General features: G+C 68.0%; 19 protein-coding genes (1 of these 19 cut by a window edge). 11 read left to right on the plus strand and 8 right to left on the minus strand.

The features are described from left to right. On the minus strand, positions 1-239 hold a 239-nt coding region (locus M2351_RS27860; protein WP_264659291.1), incomplete at its 3' end, for a methylglyoxal synthase. Positions 240-433: 194 nt separating this feature from the next. On the opposite strand from M2351_RS27860, the gene M2351_RS27865 reads away from it, so the two are divergent. Further along, positions 434-1,213 carry a GntR family transcriptional regulator gene (locus M2351_RS27865; protein ID WP_406567463.1) on the plus strand — a complete coding sequence of 260 codons (780 nt, stop codon included), beginning with the start codon at positions 434-436 and terminating at the stop codon, positions 1,211-1,213. A 130-nt stretch (positions 1,214-1,343) separates the two neighbouring features. Beyond that, complete coding sequence (gene mgrA / locus M2351_RS27870) at positions 1,344-2,384, plus strand: L-glyceraldehyde 3-phosphate reductase (protein ID WP_264659292.1); 1,041 nt, start codon at positions 1,344-1,346, stop codon at positions 2,382-2,384. Positions 2,385-2,502: 118 nt separating this feature from the next. On the opposite strand, the gene M2351_RS27875 is transcribed toward mgrA, so the two are convergent. From M2351_RS27875 to M2351_RS27905, 7 genes are all read right to left on the minus strand, one after another. Further along, the gene (locus M2351_RS27875; protein WP_264659293.1) at positions 2,503-3,786 is read right to left on the minus strand and encodes a TRAP transporter large permease; all 1,284 of its coding nucleotides are present in this window, start codon (positions 3,784-3,786) and stop codon (positions 2,503-2,505) included. After that, complete coding sequence (locus tag M2351_RS27880) at positions 3,777-4,316, minus strand: TRAP transporter small permease (RefSeq protein WP_264659294.1); 540 nt, start codon at positions 4,314-4,316, stop codon at positions 3,777-3,779. Before M2351_RS27880 ends, M2351_RS27875 begins: the two co-directional genes overlap by 10 nt. 78 nt (positions 4,317-4,394) lie before the next feature. Continuing rightward, the gene (locus tag M2351_RS27885; protein ID WP_264659295.1) at positions 4,395-5,384 is read right to left on the minus strand and encodes a TRAP transporter substrate-binding protein; all 990 of its coding nucleotides are present in this window, start codon (positions 5,382-5,384) and stop codon (positions 4,395-4,397) included. 80 nt (positions 5,385-5,464) lie between these two features. Continuing rightward, positions 5,465-5,800, minus strand: a complete 336-nt coding sequence (locus tag M2351_RS27890) for a cupin domain-containing protein (RefSeq protein ID WP_264659296.1) — start codon at positions 5,798-5,800, stop codon at positions 5,465-5,467. Between the two features lie 17 nt (positions 5,801-5,817). Then, positions 5,818-6,576, minus strand: coding sequence for a 2-dehydro-3-deoxy-D-gluconate 5-dehydrogenase KduD (kduD, locus tag M2351_RS27895; protein ID WP_264659297.1), 759 nt, complete (start codon positions 6,574-6,576; stop codon positions 5,818-5,820). Between the two features lie 14 nt (positions 6,577-6,590). Beyond that, positions 6,591-7,427: a 5-dehydro-4-deoxy-D-glucuronate isomerase gene (kduI, locus tag M2351_RS27900; RefSeq protein ID WP_264659298.1), complete on the minus strand. Its 837-nt coding sequence runs from the start codon at positions 7,425-7,427 to the stop codon at positions 6,591-6,593. A gap of 11 nt (positions 7,428-7,438) precedes the next feature. Continuing rightward, positions 7,439-8,200 carry a GntR family transcriptional regulator gene (locus M2351_RS27905; protein WP_264659299.1) on the minus strand — a complete coding sequence of 254 codons (762 nt, stop codon included), beginning with the start codon at positions 8,198-8,200 and terminating at the stop codon, positions 7,439-7,441. Positions 8,201-8,483: 283 nt separating this feature from the next. Between M2351_RS27905 and M2351_RS27910 the strand changes: the two genes are divergently transcribed. The 9 genes from M2351_RS27910 to M2351_RS27950 form a co-directional block, all read left to right on the plus strand. Next, positions 8,484-9,185 (plus strand): GntR family transcriptional regulator, encoded by a 702-nt coding sequence (locus tag M2351_RS27910; protein WP_264659300.1) that lies wholly within the window; start codon positions 8,484-8,486, stop codon positions 9,183-9,185. A gap of 19 nt (positions 9,186-9,204) precedes the next feature. Further along, complete coding sequence (locus tag M2351_RS27915; protein ID WP_264659301.1) at positions 9,205-10,671, plus strand: mannitol dehydrogenase family protein; 1,467 nt, start codon at positions 9,205-9,207, stop codon at positions 10,669-10,671. Positions 10,672-10,829: 158 nt separating this feature from the next. Beyond that, positions 10,830-11,846 carry a Zn-dependent oxidoreductase gene (locus tag M2351_RS27920; protein ID WP_264659302.1) on the plus strand — a complete coding sequence of 339 codons (1,017 nt, stop codon included), beginning with the start codon at positions 10,830-10,832 and terminating at the stop codon, positions 11,844-11,846. Positions 11,847-11,886: 40 nt separating this feature from the next. Then, positions 11,887-12,900, plus strand: a complete 1,014-nt coding sequence (locus tag M2351_RS27925) for a TRAP transporter substrate-binding protein (protein ID WP_264659303.1) — start codon at positions 11,887-11,889, stop codon at positions 12,898-12,900. 145 nt (positions 12,901-13,045) lie between these two features. Further along, positions 13,046-13,552, plus strand: a complete 507-nt coding sequence (locus tag M2351_RS27930) for a TRAP transporter small permease (protein ID WP_264659304.1) — start codon at positions 13,046-13,048, stop codon at positions 13,550-13,552. After that, positions 13,552-14,829 carry a TRAP transporter large permease gene (locus tag M2351_RS27935; RefSeq protein ID WP_264659305.1) on the plus strand — a complete coding sequence of 426 codons (1,278 nt, stop codon included), beginning with the start codon at positions 13,552-13,554 and terminating at the stop codon, positions 14,827-14,829. The genes M2351_RS27930 and M2351_RS27935 overlap by 1 nt, the downstream gene beginning before the upstream one ends. Positions 14,830-14,861: 32 nt before the next feature. After that, positions 14,862-16,058 carry a mannonate dehydratase gene (gene uxuA, locus M2351_RS27940; protein WP_264659306.1) on the plus strand — a complete coding sequence of 399 codons (1,197 nt, stop codon included), beginning with the start codon at positions 14,862-14,864 and terminating at the stop codon, positions 16,056-16,058. A 3-nt stretch (positions 16,059-16,061) separates the two neighbouring features. Continuing rightward, positions 16,062-17,141, plus strand: a complete 1,080-nt coding sequence (locus M2351_RS27945; protein ID WP_264659307.1) for an Ldh family oxidoreductase — start codon at positions 16,062-16,064, stop codon at positions 17,139-17,141. Positions 17,142-17,397: 256 nt separating this feature from the next. Then, positions 17,398-17,500, plus strand: partial view of a hypothetical protein gene (locus M2351_RS27950; RefSeq protein WP_264659308.1) — the 5' portion only. 89 nt of this gene lie beyond the right edge of the window; 103 of the gene's 192 nt are visible here — the first part of the coding sequence; its start codon is at positions 17,398-17,400; its stop codon lies beyond the right edge, outside the window.

A 17,500-nucleotide genomic window follows, 5' to 3' on the forward strand; every position in this document is an offset into this window, starting at 1 on the left:
CCTTCGGCGATCATGGCGCCGATCTGCTGGTCGCCGCCGAGCGGGCCGCTTTTCAGCGAGGTGACGTCGAGGGCGGGGTGGGCCTCCCGGACCAGCCGGCCGGTCGTGCCGGTGGCCCAGAAGAGGTGGCCGTCCAGCGCCGCGATGTTGGCCCCGATCCAGGCGATCAGGTCCCGCTTGCGGGCGTCATGGGCGACGAGGGCGATGCGTTTGCAGTCCACGGCGGTTGGTCTTTCCATGGAAGAGTCGGTGGTGCGCTTGCGCAATCATACTGATATATCAGTGAGGAGCGCAATGGAGATCGCAAGACGGCGTTCGCCTCGTTCCAAGGCGTTTGACCGCCGCCAAGCGGGCTCGGTATAGTGAATCGGTATTTTTTCTGGCGGAGCGGGTGTTGAAGAAGGCAGCGCAGAGCACGGCGGTTCCGGCAGCAATTCCGGGGACCCCGGTGGCGGAGAAGGATCCGGCCCCCGCCGCTCCGACGCGGTCCCGGCGGCGTGCGACCGCGGCGACCGCCCGGCCGGTCCAGCGCGGCACGACGGTGGCTGCGACCATTTACCGCGACCTGCGCAACGAGATCGTCTCCCTGCGCCGGAAGCCCGGCGAGCCCATCGCCGAGAAGGTGATTGCCCAGGATTATGGCGTCAGCCGGACCCCGGTGCGGGAGGCTGTGCTGCGGCTGGCCGACGAGGGGCTGATCGAGATCTTCCCGCAGTCCGGCACCTTCGTCGCCCGCATCCCGCTGGGCGCCCTGCCCGAAGCCATTGCCATCCGCAAGGCGCTGGAGGAGGCGACCGTTCGCTACGCCGCGCAACGCGCCACCCGCAGCCAGGTCGCGAAGCTGCGCGCCAACCTGGAACTCCAGCGGGAGCTGGAGGCGGCCGGCGACTTCAACGGCTTTCACCAGGCGGACGAGTCCTTCCACGCGCTGATCGCCGAAACGGCGGGCTATCCCGGCTTCTGGGCGCTGACCCAGCAGGTTAAGGTGCAGGTGGACCGTTTCCGGCTGCTGACCCTGCCGGTGCTCGGCCGCGTGCCGGCGGTCATCGCCGAGCACACGGTCATCGTGGAGGCCATCGCCAACCACGACCCGGATGCCGCGGCGAAGGCGCTGGACGTGCACCTGGACTATCTCCAAGTCACCATCTCCGACGCGCAGAAGGCGAACCCGCTGTACTTCACCGCCCCCCTGGACGACAAGGCGCCGGCCTGACCCCTTCGTGGTTCTTCCGCTCTGCCGCATGCGCGCACTGACCAATGGGCAATGGAAGCCTGCGGCCATCTGATATATCAGGTGGTGCGCACCTTTCGTCGTGCATGCACAGAAGAGCCAGGAGAACGCGATGCAGTCGCTCTATCGGGCCGAGCCGGCCCGCTATGATCGCATGAGCTACCGCCGGAGCGGGCGGAGCGGGCTCGACCTGCCGGCCATTTCGCTGGGGCTCTGGCAGAATTTCGGCGGCACCGACGTGTTCGAGACAGGCCGCGCCGTGCTGCGCCGGGCCTTCGACCGCGGCGTCACCCATTTCGACCTCGCCAACAACTATGGCCCGCCGCCGGGCTCGGCGGAGGAGAATTTCGGCCGCATCCTGGCGACCGACTTCAAGGCCCACCGGGACGAGATTGTCGTGTCCACCAAGGCCGGCTACGACATGTGGCCGGGCCCCTACGGCAGCTGGGGCTCCCGCAAGTACCTGACCGCCAGCCTGGACCAGAGCCTGACGCGCATGGGCCTGGACTATGTGGACATCTTCTATTCCCACCGGGTCGACCCGCGCACCCCGCTGGAGGAGACGATGGGCGCGCTCGACCGCGCGGTGCGGCAGGGCAAGGCGCTGTATGTCGGCATCTCCTCCTACTCGCCGGAGATGACGCGGCGGGCGGCGGCGATCCTGAAGGATCTCGGCACGCCGTGCCTGATCCACCAGCCCTCCTACTCCATGCTGAACCGCTGGGTGGAGGGCGGGCTGCTCGACACGCTGGAGGATCTGGGGATCGGCTGCATCGCCTTCTCGCCGCTGGCGCAGGGCATGTTGACCGCCAAGTACCTGGGCGACAAGCCTGTCGACGCGCGCGCCGCCAAGGGCGGCAGTTTGCGGGCGCATTTCCTGTCGCCGGAGAACCTGGAGCGGGTGCGGGCGCTGAACGCCATCGCCGAGCGGCGCGGCCAAACCTTGGCTCAGATGGCCATCGCCTGGGTGCTGCGCGACCCGCGCGTGACCTCCGCCCTGATCGGCGCCCGCAACGTGGAGCAGTTGGACAACTCGCTCGACGCGTTGCAGAACGCGGCCTTCTCGCCGGAGGAACTGGCGGAGATCGACCGTCACGCCGTCGACAGCGACATCAACCTGTGGCGGAACTCTTCGGTCGCCGAGGCGGGGTAAGGGCCTGAAATGGATTTTCACCACCAAGGCACCAAGACACCAAGAATCCTCGCTCCCGACTTGGCGTGAACTCTTGATGCCCAGGGTGTCTTGGTGGTGAATTCCTAAAGCGTCCGTCTCAGTGCATCAGCAGGCGCGGCAGCCAGAGCGAGAAGGCCGGCACGTAGGTGACCAGCAAAAGCGCCACGAACAGAGCCCCGTAGAAGGGCGTGATGGAGCGCATGACCTCGCCCACCGACACTTCACCGATGGCGCAGCCGATGAACTGGGTGGTGCCGACCGGCGGCGTGTTCAGGCCCAGCGCGCAGTTGATCAGCATGACGATGCCGAACTGCACCGGATCCATCCCGTACTGCATGGCGATGGGCAGGAAGATCGGCGTGCAGATCAGGATCGTGCTCGCCATGTCCATGAAGGTGCCGAGCAGGAACAGGATGATGTTGATCAGCAGGAAGATCATCAGCGGGTTGGTCGACACGCCGGCCAGCAACTCGCCCGTCAGGTCCGCCACCTCGTAGAGGCCCATCAGGTACTGGAACATCGTCGACACGCCGATCAGCAGCAGGACCACGCCGGTGGTCTTCACCGTCTTGGCCGCGGCGGCCTTGAAGCGGCTCCAGGTCATCGTGCGGTAGACGAAGGTCGTCAGCAGCAGGGCGTAGATCACCGCGATGGAGGCGGACTCGGTCGCCGTGAAGATGCCCGTGGTGATGCCGCCCAGGATGATGACGACGATCAGCAGGCCCGGCGCAGCGGCGGCCAGCGAACGGGCGGCGATTTCCCAGCCCGGGAAGCTCCCGGCCGGATAGCCGCGCTTGACCGCCACGAAATAGGCCGCACCCAGGTTGCAGACCATCAGCAGGATCGCCGGCATGATGCCCGCCGCGATCAGCGATCCGATCGACGCCTTGCCGCCCGCGGCCAGCGCGTAGATGATCATGTTGTGGCTGGTCGGCATCAGCGCGCCGACCAGCGCCGCGTGCGTCGTCACGTTGACGGCGTAGTCGGCGTGGTAGCCTTCCCGCTTCATCATCGGGATCATCACCGCACCCATGGCCGACACGTCGGCGACCGGGGAGCCGGCGACGCCGCCGAACAGCGTGCAGGCGACCACGTTTGACATGCCGAGGCCACCGCGGATGTGGCCGACCATGCTCTTGGCCGCGCTCACGATCTTGTCGGCGACACCGCCGTGCAGCATCAACTCGCCGGAGAAGACGAAGAAGGGGATGGCCAGGAACGAGAAGACGTTCATCCCCGACATCATCTGCTGGAAGACGACCGCGACCGGCAAGCCTTCGTAGAGGATGGTGCACAGCGCCGACAGGCCGATGGCGAAGGCCACCGGAATGCCGAGAATGAGGAAGCCGAAAAAGGTGACGCTCAGAATGGTCAGTTCCATGACGGCTCGACCTCCTCGCCCTTCAGGATGGCGATGATGTGCTCGATGGAGAACAGCACGATGAGGACGCCGGACAGGACCAGCGGCACGTAGCGCACCGCTTCCGACACGTGCAGGTTCGGGATGTAGTAGGACAGGACCGAACTGCCGAGAAGCCAGCCGTTGTAGGCCATGGCGGCGCCGAAGACTGCGACCAGCGCGTGGATGACGATCTCCAGCTTGCGCCGCGGCCCGTCGGGCAGCAGCACCAGCAGGCTTTCCAGCCCGATGTGGCCGGCGTCGCGCACGCCCACGGCCGCCCCGATCAGCGTGACGTAGAGGACCAGCAGGATCGCCAGGCTCTCCGCCCAGGTCGGGGAGTTGTTCAGCACGTAGCGGCCGAACACCTGATAGAACACCACCGCGACAATCATCAGCAGACCGGCGATGGCGATGTACATGCCGCCGCGGGCCAGCGGCGCGTTGATGCGGGTCAGCAAGCCGGCGCTGTGCGGCGGGCTGACGTCCATTGCTTGCAGCTCAATATCCATGCCGCACTGCTCCCCAAGGAAGCGCGGGGGCGCCGTTGCCTTATCAAAAAGGCGGACGCCGCCGCGCGTCGCCCGTGCTTACTTCGTTTCCTGGATGCGCTGGACGAGGCCCTGCAGCTTCGGCGTGTTCGCGAACTTGTCGTAGACGGGCTTCATCGCATCGATGAATTCCTGCTTGTTCGCGACCTCGACGATCTGCGCGCCGGCCTTGACCACCACGTCCTTGGACTGCTTCTCACGCTCGTCCCACAGCTTGCGCATGTAGGGGACGGACTCCTTGGCGGCCTTGCGGATCATCGCCTGGTCGTCCTTCGACAGGCGGTCCCACACGACCTTGGAGAAGACCAGCACTTCCGGCGCCATGGCGTGCTCGGTCAGCGTGAAGTACTTCGCCGCCTCGAAGTGGCGGGAGGATTCGTAGGACGGGTAGTTGTTCTCCGCCGCGTCGACGATGCCGGTTTTCAGCGCGGTGTAGACCTCGCCGAAGGGCATCGGGGTGGCGTTGGCGCCCAGCGCCTGGATCATTGCGACGAACAGGTCGGACTGCTGCACGCGGATCTTGGCGCCCTTCATGTCGGCCAGCGTCTTGTAGGGCTTGGCGGCCGAATACATGCTGCGCGAGCCGCTGTCGTAGAAGGCAAGTCCGACCATGCCCTGGGCTTCCATGGCGGCCAGGATCTCGTCGCCGATCGGGCCGTCCAGCACCGCGCGCATGTGCTCGGTCGAGCGGAAGATGAAGGGCAGGGCGGTGACCATCGTCTCCGGCACGACGTTGTTCAGCGGCGCCACGTTGATGCGCATCATGTCGAGCCCGCCGATCTTCAGCTGCTCGATGGTGTCCTTCTCGGTGCCCAGCGCGCCGTTCGGGAACACCTTGACGCCCAGCTTGCCGTTGGAGCGCTCGGCGACCAGCTTGCCGACGTAGCGCACCGCCTCGACGGTCGGGTAATCGGTCGGGTGGATGTCGGCGGAGCGGAAGTCGCGCGCCATGACCGGGGTCGCCAGCATGGTGCAGGCCGCGCAGGCCGCGAGAAGGGCGGCGCGGACGCCGCGAAGGGAAAGGTGCATTGCGTATCCTCCTGTTCCTGAAGCCAGCTCTTTCGGCTGTACTTGTGCGTTAAAGAAAGGCGAGTTGATGAAAGGGGCCCTTAGCTGAGGAAGTCCTCGCGGGGCGGGGTGAAGATGTCGAGCAGGGTGCCGGGCTCCAGCGCCACGACTCCATGCAGGGCGTTCGACGGCACCATGTAGCCGTCGCCCACGCCGAGCCGCTGGGTGCGGCCCTCGATGGTCACGTCGAAGGAGCCCTTTTCCACCACCGCGCACTGGACGTGCGGGTGGCGGTGCAGCGGGCCGATGGCGCCGGTCTCGAACTCGACCCGGACCATCATCATCGCGTCGTTGTGGCCGAGGATCTTGCGGCGCACGCCGTCGCCCAGATCCTGCCAGGCCACGGCCTCGTCCATCACGAAGACGTCGGTGCTCATCGCAAATTCTCCTTGCGTCAGCGGGCCAGCCAGCCGCCGTCGACCGGCAGGATGGTGCCGTGGACATAGTCGGACGCCGCCGAGGCCAGGAAGACCGCGGGGCCGCCCATATCGCCGGGCGCGCTCCAACGGCCGGCCGGGATGCGGGCCAGGATCTCGGCGTTGCGCTTCTCGTCGGCGCGCAGCGCCGTGGTGTTGTTGGTTTCCACGTAGCCCGGCGCGATGGCGTTCACGTTGATGCCCTTGCCGGCCCATTCGTTGGCGAGCAGCTTGGTCAGGCCGGCGACGCCGCTCTTCGACGCGGTGTAGGAGGGCACGCGGATGCCGCCCTGGAAGGACAGCATCGACGCGATGTTGATGATCTTCCCCCGGCGCCCGTTGTTGATGACGTAGCGCCCAAAGGCCTGGCAGAGGAAGAAGACGGACTTCAGGTTGACGTCCATCACCGCGTCCCAGTCGGCCTCGGTGAAGTCCACCGCGTCGGCGCGGCGGATGATGCCGGCGTTGTTCACCAGGATGTCCAGCCCGCCCAGCGTGCCGACCGTCTCCTCCACCAGCGTGTGGATCGGGGCGGTGCTGGAGAAGTCGGCGGGCAAGGCGGTGAAGCGCCGCCCCAGCCCTTCCACCAGCGCGCGCGTCTCGTCCGGCGCGGTGCGCCCGGCGGCCGCGATGTCGGCGCCAGCATTGGCCAGCGCCACGGCGATCGCCTGCCCGATGCCCGTGTTGGCGCCGGTGACCAGCGCCACCTTTCCGTTGAGGTCGAAGGGGTTGCTCATCAAGGCTTCCCCCGTCACCGCAGCGTTTCCATGGGGATCATGTCCATGTCGGTGAAGTCCTGGTTGTCACCGGCCATGGCCCAGATGAAGGTGTAGTTGCGCGTGCCGACGCCGCTGTGGATCGACCAGCTGGGCGAGATCACTGCCTGCTCGTTGGCGACGACGATGTGCCGGGTCTGGTCCGGCTCGCCCATGAAGTGGAAGACGCGCGCCGGGTCGGGCAGGTCGAAGTAGAAATAGACCTCGCAGCGCCGGTCGTGCGTGTGGCACGGCATGGTGTTCCACATGTTGTTCGGCTTCAGCACCGTCATGCCGAGCACGAGCTGCGCCGTCCGGCAGACGTCCGGGTGGATCATCTGGTAGATGGTCCGCTCGTTGGACTGGGCCAGGTCGCCGAGGTGGACCGCCTTCGCCTGCGCGATGGAGATCTTCATGGTCTCGAAGCGGGCGTGGGCCGGGGCGCTGTTCAGGTAGAACTTGGCCGGGTTCGCGCGGTCCAGGCTCTCGAAGCGAACGTCCACGCTGCCCATGGTGACATAGAGGCAGTCGCGCGGGTCCAGGTCGTACGCAGCACCATCCACCGTCACGCGGCCGGGGCCGCCGACGTTGACGACGCCCAGTTCGCGGCGGTCGAGGAAGTTGGGGGAGCCGATGGCCTTGGCGGATTCGAGCTTCAGCGGGCCGGCCACCGGCATCGCGCCGCCGACCACGAAGCGGTCGATGTGGCTGTAGGTCAGGACGACATCGTTGGCCTTGAAGATCGTCGGGACCAGGAAATGATCGCGCAGTTCCTCGGTGTCGAAGTTGCGGACAGCGTCGGGATGGGACGCGTGCCGAACGGTGATCTCCATGGTCGGGCTCCTCACGAATTCTTGGTGGCCGGCGCCATCTCGGCGCCGGTGAAGTAGAAGGGGTTGGCCCCCTGGGTGTTGGGAATGGCGGACAGAAGCTCGTCCAGGTGCGCGGACATGCGCTGTTCGGCCAGCACGGGATCGCGCTCGGCGATGGCGTCGGCGACGGCCGTGTGCTGGGCGATCACCTGGGCGATGCGGCCCGGCGCCGGCAGGGTCAAGCGGCGGTAGCGGTCGACATGCACCTTCACCTGCTGGGCGAGGCCCCACAGGCCCGGATAGCCGGCGATCTCCGCGATCAGGGAATGGAACTGCTCGTCGGCCTCGTGGAAGCCGTCGAAATCGCCCGCCGCGTCCATCTCCTGCTGCAGCATCAGGTTGGCGCGCAGGACGGCAACCTGGCTGCGCGTGGCGCGCTGGGCGGCGTGGCGCACGGCGGTGCCTTCCAGGGCGGTGCGGATCACCACGGCCTCCGGCAGCGCGTTCATGGGGATGCGCGCGACGAAGGTGCCGGACTGCGGAAAAATCTCGATCAGGCCGTCGTCGGACAGCCGAAGCAGAGCCTCGCGCACCGGCGTGCGGCTGACGCCATAGCTTTCGGCGAGGTGCTTCTCGACGATCGGCTCGCCCGGCGTGCGGCGCATGGCGATGATGTCAGCGCGCAACGTGCGGTAGATGGTCTGCGTGGTGTTGGCCCGCGATGGCACACGCGGCGCCTTCGCGACGCGCGTCCCGCTGCGCGCCGCCGGCTCCGGCCGGGCGGTGGCATCCATAGATTTCCCCCTGTGTCGGTCCGTGCCCCCTCTTCCCGCTGGGGGCCGGATCGTTCGTTGCAGGAAGGATATTAATATATCAGCGTGCAGCGCAAGCCTGAATTTGGGGGCGTAGCAAACATTTTATGCGAGCCCGCGGAAAGCCGCGGTTTGCGGCCGGGGCGCTGGCCGGGGAACTGGTGGGAGTGCCCCGAAGGTTGCTGGTTATGCCCATGGTGGGAGTTGCCAATCTTTCGTACGCATGACACACTAGTATACAAGTGTGCAAGACGACACGAGCCCGATGCCCGCAACCCCGCCGACCTCTCCTGTCTCCGCTTTCGACCGGCCTGGCCCCCGGCAGCACGGCGTCTACGACGCCCTGCGCGCGGCGGTGCTGTCCGGCGACATGCGTCCGGGGGAAGGGATTTCGGAAACGCGCGTGGCCGCCCGGTTCGGTGTCAGCCGCACGCCGGTGCGTGAGGCCTTCCGTCGGCTGGCGGATGAGGGGCTGCTGCGAATCGTGCCGCAGGTCGGCACCTTCGTGGCGCCGATCCAGCTGAGCGCTGTCGCCGACAGCCAGTTCATCCGCGAGACTCTGGAGTGCCGGACCGTGCGCTTGGCCGCGGAGCGGGCGGGGGAGGCGGACGTCGCGGCGCTCGCCGGCCTGATGGACCGCCAGCGCGCGGCCATGGCGTCCGCCCGGCACGACGACTTCTTCGCGCTGGACGAGGCGCTGCACGCGGAGTTGATCCGCATCGCCGGCCGCCCGGCGGTGTGGGACTTGCTGGTCACCGTGAAGGCGCAGCTCGACCGCGTGCGCGTCCTGTCGCTGCACAGCGAGGGCTGGGCGACCATGATCCTGACCCAGCACGAACGCATCGTCGACCGGGTCGCCGCCCGCGACGTCGCCGGGGCGGAGGACGCCATGCGGGAGCATCTGCGCACCGTCTTCGCCGCGGTCGACGACATCGCCCAAGCCAACAGCCACTTCTTCGAAAAATAGCCGTCATGCGGAGTCCTTCATGCGTTTGAGCCCCGACACGTTGTCCTCGCTGCGTCCCGGCGTTTCCCTGCCGGGCTACGACCGCGGGGCGCTGACGACCGGGATCGTCCACCTGGGAATCGGCGCCTTCCACCGGGCGCATCAGGCGGTCTACACCGACGGCGTGCTGGCCCGCGACTTCGGCCCTTGGGGCATCGCCGGCGTCAGCCTGCGGAGTCCCGACACGCGCGACGCGCTGGCGCCGCAGGGTGGCCTCTACACCGTGGCGGTCCGCGACGCGTCGGGCGAGCGGCTGCGCGTGGTCGGCTCGGTGACGGAGCTTCTGGTGGCGCCGGAGGATCCCGCGGCGGTGCTGGAGCGGCTGACCCGCCCGTCGGTCCGGGTGGTGTCCCTGACGGTGACGGAGAAGGGCTATTGCCACGACCCGGCGACCGGCGCCCTGAACGAGGACCATCCGGACATCGTCCACGACCTCGCCAACCCCGACCGCCCGCGCAGCGTGCCCGGCTTCCTGGTGGAGGCGCTGGCCCGCCGCCGCGCCGCCGGGGTGGAGCCCTTCACGGTGCTGAGCTGCGACAACCTGCCGAGCAACGGCGACACGGCGGCCGGCATCCTGCGCCGCTACGCCTCCTTGCGCGATCCGGGGCTGGGGAACTGGTTCGCCGACACGGTGGGCTGCCCCAACAGCATGGTCGACCGCATCGTGCCGGCCACCACCGACGCCGATCGTGACCGCGTCTCGGGACTGCTCGGCCTGCGCGACGCCTGGCCGGTGGTGACGGAGCCCTTCACCCAGTGGGTCATTGAGGACCGCTTCCCCACCGGCCGCCCGGCCTGGGAAACGGAAGGGGCGGAGCTGGTCGCCGACGTCCACCCCTACGAGACGATGAAGCTGCGTCTGCTGAACGGCAGCCACTCCACGCTCGCCTACCTCGGCTATCTGGCCGGCTACGAGACGGTGTCCGACGCCATGGCCGACGCCGGCATCGCCCGGCTGGTCCGCGGCCTGATGGACGAGGAGGTCACGCCCACCCTGCGCGTGCCGCCCGGCGCCGACCTTGGCCGGTACAAGGACGCGCTGATCGAGCGCTTCCGCAACCCGGCGCTCCGGCACCGCACGTGGCAGATCGCCATGGACGGCACGCAGAAGCTGCCGCAGCGCCTGTTGGGCACCATCCGCGACCGGCTGGTGGCGGGCGCGCCGATCGACCGGCTGGCGCTCGGCGTCGCGGGCTGGATGCGCTACGTCTCCGGCACGGACGAGGCCGGCCGGCCGATCGACGTCCGCGATCCCATGGCCGCGCGGCTGGCCGAGCTGGCCGCCGACGCCGGCCCGGTCGCGGAGCGCCTGGCGCCCGCCCTGTTCGCCCTGAACGCCGTCTTCGGCGACGACCTGCCGCGCGACCCCCGCTTCACCGGCCCGGTGACGAACGCGCTGAAGCGGCTGTTTGCTGAGGGGGCGCGGGCGGCGGCGGCGGGGGTGTAAGCGCCTCTTCACCGGGCCCCCCACCCTAACCCTCCCCCGCTGGGCGGGGGAGGGGACTGCCGCCGCTTCGCACAAACTCCCTCCCCCGCCCAGCGGGGGAGGGTCGGGGTGGGGGAAAACGCCGCCACCCCACACACACGCCACACCAGGAGACACCCTTGGTTGCCCTGACCGTTGAAAAACCGCACGTCCTCGCCCTGAAGCCGGAGGCCGCAACCGGCCCTGCGGCGGGCGAGGTGCTGCTGCGGGTGCACCGGGCCGGCATCTGCGGTTCCGACCTGCACATCTACCACGGCTCCAACCCCTTCGCGGTCTACCCGCGCGTCATCGGCCACGAGTTCAGCGGCGAGGTCGAGGCGGTCGGGGAGGGCGTGACCCATCTGGCGCCCGGCGACCATGTGGTGGTCGATCCCGTGGTGTCCTGCGGGCGCTGCTACGCCTGCCGCGTCGGCCGCACCAACGTCTGCGCCAACCTGGAGGTGTTCGGCGTCCACCGCGACGGAGGCTTCCGCAACCGGCTGGCCGTGCCGGCGGCCAACGCCGTCAAGGTCGACCCGAACCTGCCCTACGCCATCGCCGCGCTGGCCGAGCCCTTCTCCATCGCCGCCAACGTGCTGTCGCGCACGGGCATCGACGCGGGCGACACGGTGCTGGTCTACGGTGCCGGCACGGTTGGGCTGACGGTGACCCAGGTGGTCAAGCTGCACGGCGCCCGCTGCATCGTCGCGGACCTGGACGAGGCCCGGCTGGAGCGTGCCCGCGGCTTCGGCGCTGACGTCGTCATCAACTCCCGCACCACCTCCGTCCCCGACGCCGTGCGCGACGAGAATGACGGGCTCGGCCCCACCATCGTGATCGACGGCGCCGGCGTGCCGGCCCTGCTGGAGGAGGCCTGCCGCGTCGCCAGTCCGGCCGGGCGCATCGGGCTGCTCGGCTTCTCCCCAGCCCCTTGCAACATCAGCCAGCAGGAGATTGTGAAGAAGGAGTTGACGCTCGTCGGCTCCCGCCTGAACCGGCGCCTGCTGCCGCAGGTCATCGGCTGGCTGGAGAGCGGCAAGCTGAACCCCGCCGGCATGATCACCCAGACCTTCGCGGCCGACCAGGCCGCCGACGCCTTCAAGCTGATCGAAACCGACCCGTCCAGCACGATCAAGGTCCAGCTCAGCTTCGACTGACGCGGAACAAACAAGAGACGAATACAGGAGGGAACACCCCATGGACTTCAAAGCTCCCATCTCCCGCCGCGCCTTCGCCACCGGTCTGGGTGCGGCCGGCCTCGGCGCCGCCGCCGCGGGGTCGGTCTTCGCCCCGTCGATCGTCCGCGCGCAGTCGAAGACGACGCTGAAGCTCGGCCACCTCGGCAACGAGGACAACGTCTGGCACAAGGCCTCGCTGAAGTTCGCGGAGGAGGTGGCGCAGCGCACCAACGGCGCCGTCGAGGTCCGCGTCTTCCCGAACGAGCAGCTGGGCAAGGAAACGGACCTCATCAAGGGCATCCAGCTCGGCACCGTGGACTTCACCATCACCGGCGAGTCCCTGCAGAACTGGGCGCCGAGCGCCGCCCTGCTGGCCGTGCCCTACGCGATCCGCGACCTCGACCACCTGGACAAGGTCGTCGCCGGCCCGACCGGCCAGAAGATCGCCCAGAACATCGAGGAGAAGACGCAGCTCCGCCCGCTGACCTACTTCGCCCGCGGTCCGCGCAACCTGACCTCCAACCGCCCGATCAAGTCGCCGGACGACCTGAACGGCCTGAAGATGCGCGTGCCTAACGTGCCGCTGTTCGTGAAGTTCTGGGACTCGCTGGGCGCCAAGCCGACGCCGATGGCCTTCTCCGAGGTCTTCACCGCGTTGCAGAGCAACACCATCGAGGCGCAGGAGAACCCGCTGGCCCTGGTCAAGTCGGCCAGCTTCTTCGAGGTGCAGAAGTACCTAAACCTGACCGAGCACGTGATCAGCTGGATCTATCTGGTTGGCGGCGCCAAGAAGCTGGGCCGCCTGCCGGCCGACCAGCAGAAGGCGATCATGGATGCCGCCAAGGCCGCCCAGGCGCACGAGCGCCAGCTGTTCCTCGCCGACGAGAAGCAGCTCGCCGCCGACCTGAAGGCCAAGGGGATGGAGTTCGTGACGGTCGACAAGGACGCCTTCGCCAAGAAGGGCCGCGACGCCGTCATCGCCGCCCTCGACCCGTCCATCAAGCCGCTCTACGACGAGATCGTCGCGGTGTAGGTCCCAAGTCCCCTCTCCCCTCTGGGGAGAGGGTTAGGATGAGGGGGTCCCGCGGTGCGGGTACGTCCGGCAAAAGCGCAACCCCCTCACCCCATCCCTCTCCCCGGAGCGGAGAGGGGGATTTTCCCGATCCCGGAGAGTTCCAATGCGCAGAATCCTGGCGGTTCTCGTCGCGGGGGCGAGCGCGTTGTGCCGGTACGGCACGCTCGCGGCCTTCGCCGTGCTGATCGGCGTCGTGCTGCTTCAGGTGCTCGGCCGCGTGCCGGGCATCCGGTCCCCGGCCTGGACCGAGGAGGTGGCGCGCTTCGCCCTCGTCTATCTCGTGGCCTTCTCCTGCGGGCTGGCCCTGCTGCGCGGGGAGCTGGTCAACGTCGACCTGTTCGTGGCGCCCCTGCCGGAATCGGCGCGCCGCGTCGTGGACCGGTTCGTGGACGTCATCATCCTGGTCTTCGCGTTGGCGATCATCCCCGGCGCCTGGGACTACGTCGTCGGCAGCTTCGGCGAGCGCGCGCGGTCCATCGACCTGCCGATGATCGGGGTCTACGTGGTGGCGCTGATCATCCCGGTGTCGCTGGCCTTCTTCTCCATCGCACGGCTGCTCGGCTTCGCCCGTGCGGAGCACTACACCATGGAACGCGGGGAACTGGTCTGATGCTGATCGCGGCCTTGTTCGGCAGTTTCGCCATCGCGCTGATCCTTGGCGTGCCGGTCGGCATCGCGCTGGGGCTGTCCTCGGCGGTTTATCTCATCCTCGCGGACATCGACCTGACGGTCGTGCCGCAGTTCATGTACGCGGGCATGGACAGCTTCGTGCTGCTCTGCATCCCCGGCTTCGTGTTGGCCGGCAACCTGATGAACGGCGGTGGCATCACCGACCAGATTGTCCGTTTCGGCAACGGCCTCGTCGGCCACATCCGTGGCGGCCTGGGGCTCGCCAACGTCACCGGCTCCATGATCTTCGCCGGCATCTCCGGCACGGCGGTGGCCGAGACGGCCTCCATCGGCGCCGTGATGATCCCGGCCATGAGCAAGTCCGGCTACGACAAGGCCTTTTCCGCGGCGGTCACCGCGGCGGCCTCCACCGTCGGGCCGATCATCCCGCCCAGCGTCCCCATGATCATCGTCGGCACGCTGACCGGCCTGTCGGTGGGGAAGATGTTCATGGCCGGCGCGGTGCCGGGCCTGCTGCTCGGCATCGGGATGATGATCACGGTCTACATCATGGCCCGCAAGCGCGGCTATCCCAAGGGCAAGTGGGTGGGCTTCCGGGAGCTGTTCCGCTCCAGCCGCGCCGCCTTCTGGGCGCTGCTGATGACGGCGATCATCCTCTACGGCATCGTCGGCGGCGTCTTCACGCCCACCGAGGCCTCCGTCGTCGCGGCGCTCTACGCCTTCGTCATCGGCCTGTTCGTCTACAAGGGCTTCCGTGTGCGCGACCTGCCCGGCATCATGCTGGAGAGCGCCATCGGCTCCGGCGGGTTGATCCTGCTGGTGGGCCTCGCCAACGTCTTCGGCTGGATCCTGACCAGCGAGCAGATCCCGCAGTCGATCGCCGCGGCCATGCTGTCGATGACGACCAACAAGTACGTCATCATCCTGCTGATCAACATCCTGCTGCTGATCGTCGGCACCTTCATGGAGACGATCGCGGCGCTGATCATCCTGTTCCCGCCGCTGCTGGCGGTGGCGACCCAGGTGGGCATCGACCCCATCCACTTCGCCACCTTCGCGGTGCTGAACCTGATGATCGGCCTGACCACCCCGCCGGTCGGCGTCTGCCTGTTCGTCGCGGCGAACATCGCCAAGATTTCGTTGGGCGAGATCAGCAAGGCCATCTGGCCGTTCCTGGTCTGCAACATCATCATTCTTTTCCTGGTGTCCTACATCCCGGCGCTGTCGCTCTGGCTGCCGAACCTTCTGTTCCGCTGACCGCGGACGCGTTTTTTCGAGGGAGACAAGTTATGGAACAGACCTGGCGCTGGTTCGGTCCGGACGACGTGATCCGGCTGAACCACATCCGGCAGACGGGAGCCACGGGCATCGTCACGGCGCTCCACCAGATCCCCTACGGCGTGGTCTGGTCGGTGGAGGAGATCGAGAAGCGCAAGGCGATGATCGCCGCCGACCCGTCGCTCGGCCTGCGCTGGAGCGTGGTGGAAAGCCTGCCGGTTCACGAATCCATCAAGATCGGCGAGGGGGACCTGAAGGCCCTGTTCGACAACTACCGCCAGTCGCTGCGCAACCTCGCGGCCTGCGGCGTGACGACGGTCTGCTACAACTTCATGCCGGTGCTCGACTGGACGCGCACCGACCTCGCCGCCGCGGTGCCGGGCGGCGGCACGTCGCTGCGCTTCAACGCGCACGAGCACGCGGCCTTCGACGTCTTCATGCTCCAGCGCCCGGGGGCGGAGAACGACCACGCGCCCGACGTGCTCGCCCGCGCCCGCGCCTGGTTCGACAAGGCGTCGGAGGTCGACAAGAAAAAGCTGCTCGCCAACATCATGGCCGGCCTGCCGGGCGCCTTTGACCGCTACGACATCCCCGGCTTGCGCAAGATGCTCGACCGCTACAAGGGCATGACCCGCGACGGCTTGCGCGAGACGCTGGCGCAATTCCTGCGCGAGGTGATCCCGACGGCGGAGGAGGTGGGCGTGCGCATGTGCATCCACCCCGACGACCCGCCGCGCCCGCTGATGGGCCTGCCGCGCATCGTCAGCGGCGCGGACGACCTGGACTTCATCGTAAACGTGATCGATTCGGAGGCCAACGGCATCACCTTCTGCACGGGCTCGCTGGGCGCCGGGGCGCAGAACGACGTGCCGGCCATGGCCAAGCGCTTCGCTCCCAAGGTCACCTTCGCCCACCTGCGCAACGTGAAGAAGGAGGCCGACGGCTCCTTCCAGGAGGCCGAGCATCTGGGCGGCGACGTCGACATGGTGTCGGTCGTCACCACCCTGCTGGAGGAGCAGAAAGTCCGCCAGGACGCAGGCAACCCGAACTGGCGCATCCCCTTCCGGCCGGATCACGGGCACGAGCTGCTGGACGATGTCGGCAAGAAGACCCACCCCGGCTACCCGGCCATCGGCCGGCTGCGTGGCCTCGCCGAGATCCGCGGCGTGATGACCGCGGTCGCCTCCATGCGCCAACTGCCGGTCTGACCGATGGAATCGTTCGAGGACGTCCGTATCCACCGCACGGAGCTTGAAGGCTTCGTGGCCGACCTGATGGAAAAGGCCGGCGCCCGCCGGGATGGGGCTGAGGCGACGGCGCGCGCCGTCGTCGACGCCTCCGCCCGCGCCTTCGACACGCACGGGGTGCGGCTGGTGCCGCACTACGTCGAATCGCTGGTCTCGGGCCGGGTAAACGGCGCGCCGGACCTGCGCTTCACCCGGCAGGCCGCGGCTGTCGGGCATCTCGACGCCGACGACAGTCTTGGCCACCTTGCAAGCTACCGCGCGGTGGAGGAGGGCGTCGCCATGGCGCGGGAGACGGGCATCGCCGCGGTGGCGGTGGCCCGCTCTTCCCACCACGGGGCGACGGGCTGCTACACGCTGGCGGCGGCGCGGCAGGGCTTCGCCGCCATCGGCATGACTCACTCCGACGCGATCGTCGTGCCGTACGACGGGCTGAAGCCCTTCAACGGCACCAACCCGATTAGCTTCGCCCTGCCGGTGGCGGGGGAGGAGCCGATGCTGCTGGACATGGCGACCAGCAGCATCCCGCTGAACCGCGTCTTCCTGCGCCGAGCCACTGGCCAGCCCCTGCCGCCGGAGGTCGCGGTCGACAAGGACGGCGCGGTCACCACGGATCCGCACCAAGCGGCTGCCCTGATGCCGCTGGGCGGCACGGCCTACGGCTACAAGGGCGCGGGGCTGGCCGCCATGGTGGACATCCTCTGCTCCGCCTTCACCGGCATGGCACATGGCGCGGCGCTGCCGGCCTTCACCGGGACGGAGGAGTCGCAGCCGGTGTCGCTCGGCCACTTCTTCATCGTTCTGCGGCCGGAGCTGTTCCAGCCGCTCGCCCTGTTTGACGCGCGGGTGGCTGCCTTCCTGGCCGACCTGCGCGCCCAACCGGCCAAGCCCGGCGCCCGCGTCATGGCCCCCGGCGATCCGGAGCGGGATGCCCAGGCGGACCGCCGCGCCAACGGTGTTCCCGTTGACCTGACAACGTGGGAGAGCCTGCGGGAAATCGCGGTGCGGCACGGTGTCGCCCTGCCGACCGCAATCCCGAAGGCCTGACCACCCCAAAGGCCTGACATCGCCTTGCCCTGTCAGGACAGGCGTCGCGACGCGGCGGCGCCTGTCCTTTTCTTTTCACAAGCCCAGCTGACGCTGTACTCATTTATTTTCCTTTGATTCCAGCCACTTAAGCGTGACTCAACGATCTTGGCGCCGGGGGATGAAAACCTATGGCAAAAACATCACATTCAATTAAAATCAGGATCGTGGCGCAGGCTCCCCAGGGCCGGTGCTCTCACAAGAGGGAATGTTTGGGATGAACAGCAGCCAGAATCCGCGACACGCCGCCGCCATGCTCTTCCGCGTGGTTGCCGCGAACGGACGCTGCGATGTCCGACCGATCCAGCAGGTGCCGAAGA

It is taken from the genome of Azospirillum canadense (assembly GCF_025961225.1).
GTDB classification, from domain to species: domain Bacteria; phylum Pseudomonadota; class Alphaproteobacteria; order Azospirillales; family Azospirillaceae; genus Azospirillum; species Azospirillum canadense.